The organism is Bradyrhizobium sp. SBR1B (assembly GCF_014198205.1).
Lineage (GTDB): Bacteria > Pseudomonadota > Alphaproteobacteria > Rhizobiales > Xanthobacteraceae > Bradyrhizobium.
Window position 1 is genome coordinate 1 of the sequence record NZ_JACIHC010000058.1, and the last position, 5,501, is coordinate 5,501.

5 protein-coding genes are annotated in these 5,501 nt (G+C 57.5%); 3 read left to right on the plus strand and 2 right to left on the minus strand.

Going from position 1 to position 5,501, the window contains the following annotated elements; translation table 11 throughout:
- Positions 1-441 precede the first annotated feature (441 nt).
- A complete protein-coding gene (locus GGD61_RS39900; protein WP_246786223.1) occupies positions 442-1,266 on the plus strand; it encodes an arginase family protein in 825 nt (274 codons plus the stop codon).
- Between the two features lie 193 nt (positions 1,267-1,459).
- Here GGD61_RS39900 and GGD61_RS39905 read toward each other — a convergent pair whose 3' ends face one another.
- Both GGD61_RS39905 and GGD61_RS39910 read right to left on the minus strand, forming a co-directional pair.
- Complete coding sequence (locus GGD61_RS39905) at positions 1,460-2,830, minus strand: transposase (RefSeq protein WP_183232523.1); 1,371 nt, start codon at positions 2,828-2,830, stop codon at positions 1,460-1,462.
- 116 nt (positions 2,831-2,946) lie between these two features.
- Positions 2,947-3,108, minus strand: a complete 162-nt coding sequence (locus GGD61_RS39910; protein WP_183232524.1) for a hypothetical protein — start codon at positions 3,106-3,108, stop codon at positions 2,947-2,949.
- Between the two features lie 482 nt (positions 3,109-3,590).
- Here GGD61_RS39910 and GGD61_RS39915 point away from each other — a divergent pair, with 482 nt between their 5' ends.
- Complete coding sequence (locus tag GGD61_RS39915) at positions 3,591-3,974, plus strand: hypothetical protein (protein ID WP_183232525.1); 384 nt, start codon at positions 3,591-3,593, stop codon at positions 3,972-3,974.
- 88 nt (positions 3,975-4,062) lie between these two features.
- Positions 4,063-4,362 (plus strand): hypothetical protein, encoded by a 300-nt coding sequence (locus GGD61_RS39920; protein ID WP_183232526.1) that lies wholly within the window; start codon positions 4,063-4,065, stop codon positions 4,360-4,362.
- The last annotated feature ends 1,139 nt before the right edge of the window (positions 4,363-5,501 follow it).

Below are 5,501 nucleotides of genomic sequence, written 5' to 3' on the forward strand. Positions count from 1 at the left end.
CCAATTGAGGAAGGCGGGAGCGCTACGGTGCGTTCTCATCACCGATAAATACCTAGAGCCTTGCGGTGATGGCTTCTAACGTTCCTGTAAGGGAACGGTTGCTGGGGTTCCGGACAAATTGCGCTTCGCATCGCAGCAAAGGGTCGGTCACCGTCCGCCATGGGTCAAAGGCGCCCTCGGTGGCTCCACTATGGCCCTCCGCTCAACCTTTGGAAGCGGACCGTGCGAGCCCAAGTACGGAGGTCAGCCACCGGCCATTTGCGGACATTCAGGACACCGCGGCTGCCATCGGAACCCGAGAAAGCGACTCTGGTTGAAAGGAACGCGTAGACAATCCCCGGATAGTTGCAATGCATCCCGAGGCGACTTTTCTGGGTGTTGAGGCTTGTGACTTAACCACCACCCTGCCTGTGGCCGATGTGATCTTGTTCGGCGCGTCCGATGCCACGCCGTGTAGGTCAGACCAGCCATGCCGCCAATGCGCCAGACTTCATTCGTCGCGCTCTGCGTCATTATGAGAGCGATCTCACCCGTTGGGATTTTGATCAAGAAGCGGAACTGCTCGCGCCAGCCAAATTGAGGGTTTTGGATGGTGGAAACCTTGTGACGGATCCCAGGACACCCGAGAGTAACCGCGATGCGATCAGGACGACCACGGAAGCCGTCCTTTCGGCCGGCGCGGTTCCGATCCTGCTGGGTGGGGATGACTCGGTTCCGATACCTTTCTTCGAAGCATTCCGCAAAAGCAAAGAGCTGACGATCTTGCAGATTGATGCCCATCTTGATTGGCATGATCAGCGAAACGGATCGGGGTATACATTCTCGAGCACAATGCGACGAGCCAGCGAATTGCCCTGGGTCAGACGCATCGTGCAGGTTGGTTTGCGCGGCATTGGCGGCTCTGGTCGTGCCGAATATGACTATGCAAAGGCGTGGGGCGCGAAGATCGTCACCGCAAGAGATATTCGGCTTCACGGGATCGCAAGCGTTCTTGAAGAGATAGAGGACGACAGCGAGTGCTTGATTACTATCGATTGCGACGGTCTCGATCCATCAGTCGTCCCAGGCGTACTTATACCGCAGCCAGGGGGGGTGTCCTATTTTGACGTTGTCGATCTCATGCGGGGTGTCGCGTCAAAGTGCAGAATAGTCGGGCTGGACGTCGTTGAGTTCGTTCCCGAGCGCGACGTGCAAAATCTGGGAGCGATTGCAATCTCGCGGATTGTCTGCAATGGGATAGGTTGCATTCGGAAACGAGCGGTATAGCCAACGCAATGTCCGCCATCGGTCAACAGCGGCTCACTTATCGGAAGCGGTCGCCACGGCCCTTAAAGGAAAGGGCAGCCTTGGGCCGATTTTGTTGCAAAAGTCGGCTGTACCGACGGATATCTTTCGGCCATTCGGTAAGGTCAGCCGGCTTTGATCCGCCGACCCTAGCGCTCTCAACCCAACTCCTACGCTACGCAATGCACCGAGCATGAGCGGGTGGTGGTCGCGCAACGAACGAGGCGAGGCGCCTCAGATTTTGAGCGATGGCAGCCAGAACAAACTCGTCCTGGGCGCCCCGTGGGCCACGAAGCCGAAGCCGGCCAAGCCTCAGGATGCGCTTCAAGTGCGCAAACCGCATCTCGATCTTCTTGCGCTGGCGTCGCGACGTCTCGAAGCCCTCGGTGCCAGCGAACGATCGGGCGACGTCCCGGGCGTGCTCATGTATGTCGCGCGGAATCTTGCGCGATGGTTCTTTTGGACAGCACTGCGGTTTAAGCGGGCATGCGTCGCAGTCGAGCTTGCTCGCACGATACAGAAGCGTTTTGCCCTCGTGCACGGTGCCGCTCGTCCCGAGCCGCTTTCCGCCCGGGCAGTGGTAGACGTCGCTGGTCGGATCATATCGAAAGTCGCTGCGCGAGAAGGTACCGTCATCTCGCTTCGACTTGTCGAACACGGGGATATGTGGCGCGATGCCCTTCTCCTCGACCAGCCAGTTCAGCATCGGAGAAGCCCCGTAAGCGGTATCCCCGACAAGCCGTTCCGGCTTGAGACCAAAGCGCTCCTCTGTTCGTTCGATCATTGTCCTCGCCGCTCCGACTTCGGCCTGGCGAATGGAGCGGGACGCCTCAACATCAACGATGACGCCGAACTTCACGTCGATGAGATAATTGTCGGAGTAAGCGAAGAATGCTGGTCCCTTGTGAGCTCCGGTCCACTGGGCCGCGGGATCGGACGGCGAGATGAACTTCGGGACAACGTCACTGGCCGCACCCCACGCCGTATCGTCGAGGGTTGCCAGATACTCCTTCACCGCGCGGCTTGACCTCGCCGGATCGCGATCCCTGCGCCAATCCTGACCCGCGATCGAGCGCTGCTTGTTGGCATCTGCCTGGATCAGGCTCGCGTCTACCGCAAAACCTTCGCCGCCAACCAGACCGGCCACAACGCACGCCTCGACGATATGTTCGAACACCCGACGAACGACATCTCCCTCGCGGAAGCGCTCATTGCGGGCCCGCGAGAAGGCCGAATGATCCGGGATGGCATCCTCGATACCGAGCTTGCAGAACCACCGATAGGCGAGGTTCACCTGCACTTCACGGCAGAGCAGCCGCTCCGAGCGGATCGCGAAGACATACCCCACGATCAGCATTCGGATCATCAACTCCGGATCGATCGACGGGCGACCCATGGACGAATAATGCGGAGCTAGTTCGCTGCGAAGCCAAGACAGATCGAGCGCAGTGTCGATCTTCCGCACCAGATGATCTTCGGGAACCGCGTCGCTGAGATGAAACTCGTAGAACAGTTGACCTTGGTCACTCTTCAGACGGCCCATCATGGATCGACCTCGTCGCGATTCGCGTCAACACAACGGAATCACGCTTGCCGGCTCGTCTCAACTGACTTTTGCAACAAAATCGGCCAAAAGGCGACGTTCACTTGCCTTCACTCCTCTCAGGAAGGTGGGTGCCGCCGTCCTCGAACGAGGCGGCGAAGTGAATTGATTACTCGATTGAGCGGGGATGATGGGTTGTTTCGCCGCGGCGGCATAACGATCACGACGTAGAGGATATTCAGCAGCAGCCAGCCGCCGAGCGCCAGCAGAAAGGTCTTCATGAAATTTGGCCGACTAGCGAGGAAAAAAGATTGCGTGCAAGAACGCGTCTATCGAAGCCCAGTCGCCCCGTCGATTCAAGCGCAACCTTTAGAATTCGCGGCGTCCCAATTCCTCCGCGACCGTCAGAACCGAAAGGGGCCACCTCGCGGTAGCCCCTGCCGGTTACAATCTTGTTCGGGATAGAAATGCCAGCCCCGGCGTGCGTAGTTCTACTTTGAACAGTGCACGTATCGAAGTCCGGGCGACTACGGTGCTTTAGTACCGAAAACCGCGCTGTCCCAATTGTGTGCCGCAAAATTCGCCAAAGTTCTGAATGGGCCTTGGGCTGCGCGATGTCGAAAATCGATTAACGGGCTTCGCAGTGCAATACCGCGCCCAATAAAACTGCCGATTTAATTCTTAATTTAATGTCTGATTTAACATTAATTGCGGCGAATTCTGGCGCCGCAAATTCCTGTTCGCCGGGCATCGGGGCGCACCCTTGTACGAAGCAATTGCGACAAGTTCATTCATTATCGCGTTGTTGGGAATGTTAGCTGGCTTGGCTTTCTACCGCGTCCCGAACAGAAAGTCGTTTGGCAAGATTTTAGCGGCTGGCGGCTTCGTCATCGCTCTCGCTTCATGCGAATATAATAGAGGCGCCGTCGATCGCAGCGCTAAGCAGGATGCCCTGTCGCATGGCTACACCAATATCGACGATTGGAAGGCCGCCCGACAGCAGATAATTGCGCTCGAAGGTGCCTTGGGGGCGATCGGCCAACGCCGGGCCGCACAGGAAGCCGAACGTCTGCGCCTAGAGCACAACAAGCAGGAAGAGGATCGAAAGCTGCAAGAAGAAGCGCTCAAGCGGCAAGAAGACCAATGATGCTCGACAGAGCTGAAGTGCGTCGGCGAAAAAATGCGGTCCTATGCCGCTGTGTACTGTCGGCGTTATATAGAGCGATTAGCGAAGAATGATTTCCAATGGACCGACGGCTGGCTCGACGAGAAATTTAGTAGCTATCGATGGGCCGACAGCTCTCACCGAACAATCACGTTCGTCGGAGACAAAATCAAATACCAAAATGGGTTCGGTGCGTGGCGTGCGGTTCGATGAAGTCGATGGGGACATCCTGTTCGTCTACGCCAAGGACGAGGACACCGCCGCGAAGATCGAGGATGAATTCGCGCTGCACATATCGATCATTGCCTCAAAGACATTGGAGCGGGAGATCAACGTCGTGATGGTGTTGCCGAGACAACTCGTCAGTTGAGCTTTCGACTGAGGCCGGGAGGGCGCGGTGGACGTGGCAGTGTCTGGTCTTCTGCGGACAGCCGACATGGAATTCGGCTGGTGCGTTGTTCGGCTCAGGGCCACAAGCGGACACCCGCGTCCTCATTCCCGTCGTTGGTCACCCGCGCCGCTCATCCTTAGTTGCGCTTTCCCTTGCGAGACCAACATGGATGAAGTGAACCAATTCCGCCTGGTGATCGTATTGGATGTCCCTAAGCACCGTGATGACTGCCTCGACCCCGTTAGGTGCAGATGCCACGACAGTTACCGCACGAGATGTATCTTCGTGCCACGACTTGCCCGGCGTGGAGAAGCAGACATTTATCTCGAATTGTGGCATTACCCGATGCTCCGGTTTGCATCCCGTAATGGCTGTAAGTTTTGGAAGCTACAACACCTGGTGTCGTGAAGGAATAGTTGGTGCCACCGAACGTCCGCGATCTTGATCGGTCCGTTGAAGGGCCCGTAATGGGTCAATCGCGCCGGTTCTGCGCGATCAAACCCGCGTCCGGCTTACCCTCATTGCCGACATCAAAGCGCCCGACCGAGTTTGTCGCTTCGGGCCAACAGCGGAAGCAAGGTATTCTGAAATGAAAGAGGCCGCCAACTGAGACGGACTTAATTCATCTTGCGGCGGAGTTTCCGAATGATCTCGCGGAGGTCTTCTACGTACTCCTCAATAAGGCGACGTGCGTCATCCAGCCGTGACGGCTTGGCTTCCTTGCCCTCAGTCTGTTTATCGGGCGCGGCCATGGCCCGACGATCTGGCGTGGCGCAATGCGCCGCTTGAGATAGATCAAGGGGGGCCAACTGAGGCGGCCACGCCGGATCGGTGAGGCGGATGGCGCCAACGTTGGGACTGCTGTTGAAGATTTAGCCCCAAGCGATCTTCAGCGCAGCGCGGCTGACCTACAGCCCAAAGCCCGGTCGCGGCGCTGGCCTGCATTCGCGCGGAACCAGAACTTAGATCGTTTGAAGAAATATCATCCCGACGACGGTCACAATAAAACCGATTGCCGTCACTGCGGCGAAGCACCGCTCTACGCTATCCATGAACGCACCCCCTGCCAAAAGAAATAACTTCGTCAAAAGTGAGAGCTGGCTGTCACCGTCGAGGGG

Coding starts and splice junctions, on each gene's coding strand:
- GGD61_RS39900 (WP_246786223.1), top strand. CDS start 442: ATGCCACGCCGTGTAGGTCAGACCAGCCATGCCGCCAATGCGCCAGAC.
- GGD61_RS39905 (WP_183232523.1), bottom strand. CDS start 2,830: ATGATGGGCCGTCTGAAGAGTGACCAAGGTCAACTGTTCTACGAGTTT.
- GGD61_RS39910 (WP_183232524.1), bottom strand. CDS start 3,108: ATGAAGACCTTTCTGCTGGCGCTCGGCGGCTGGCTGCTGCTGAATATC.
- GGD61_RS39920 (WP_183232526.1), top strand. CDS start 4,063: ATGATTTCCAATGGACCGACGGCTGGCTCGACGAGAAATTTAGTAGCT.